Below are 1203 nucleotides of genomic sequence, written 5' to 3'. Positions count from 1 at the left end.
ACTACGCCTGCTAATGCTTTTTGGCTCTCTTTATCTACTTTTGTAATTTCTACTGAACCTTTATCTAACATTTCGTTTTCTACTGTTAAAGCGAGAGATTTTGTCATGCCTTTTTCAATTTGGAAAGTAATCGGATCTACTAATTGCTTATATCCTTTTGGTGCTTTTACTTCTACCAACTTGTATGTTCCAACTGATAAATTAGTAACTTGTGCTTTTCCATCTTTATCTGTCGTTATTTTAGCAACCACTTGTCCTGCTTCATCTTGAATCTCAAATACGGCATCAGCTAAAGCATCTTTATTTCCTTTGTCTACTTTTGTAATTTCTACATTTCCTGAATCCACTAATTCATTTTCTACAGTTAATTGTAATGCTGTTACTCTACCTTTTTCAATTTCGAATGAAATTGGTTTTTCTAGCGGTTTGTATCCTGCTGGTGTTTCTACTTCTACCAACTCATACTTTCCAATAGATAAATCTGAAACATTTGCTTTTCCATCTTTATCTGTTGTTACTTTAGTAACTACTTTCCCTTTTGAATCACGTACTTCAAACACAACACCTTGTAATGGGGCTTTACTATCTTTGTCTATCTTTGTGATCTCTACATCCCCTGTATCTACCATTTCATTTTCTACAGTGAATGTTAAAGACTTCGTCATACCTTTTTTAATTTCAAATGATACTGGTTTTTCTAACTTTTTATAACCAGGTAAACTTTCTACCTCTACTAATTCATACTTTCCTACAGGTAAATCTGAAACATTTGCTTTTCCATCTTTATCTGTCGTTACTCTTTTCACCTCATTGCCCTTTTCATCTTGGACAACAAACGTTACTCCCGCTAACGGTGCCTTATTATCTTTATCTATCTTTGTGATCTCTACATTTCCCGTATCTACCATTTCATTTTCTATTTTTAATGATAGTACCTCGATCATGCCTTTTTTGATTTCAAATGATACTGGCTCTGTTAGTTTCTTATAGCCTGGTAAACTTTCTACTTCTACTAGTTTGTATTTTCCTACTGATAGGTCTGCAATTTTTGCTTTTCCATTTTTATCTGTTGTTAATTTCTTTATTACTTTTCCAGCTTCATCTTGCACTTCGAAGACTACACCTTCTAATGCTTTTTGGCTGTCTTTATCTACTTTTGTAATTTCTACTGAGCCTTTGTCTAACTGCTCATTTTCTACTTTC

The 1203-nt window shown here is 33.4% G+C and carries 1 protein-coding gene; it reads right to left on the bottom strand.

What is annotated here, in order from left to right; translation table 11 throughout:
- Positions 1 to 1203, bottom strand: a 1203-nt coding sequence (locus tag BAU23_RS17840) for an MSCRAMM family protein (protein ID WP_208611245.1), incomplete at both ends; no start/stop codon positions are given.

It is taken from the genome of Bacillus nitratireducens (assembly GCF_001884135.1).
GTDB lineage: Bacteria > Bacillota > Bacilli > Bacillales > Bacillaceae_G > Bacillus_A > Bacillus_A nitratireducens.
The sequence above is the reverse complement of the archived record's forward strand: the minus strand, read 5'-3'. Positions and strand labels throughout refer to the sequence as shown.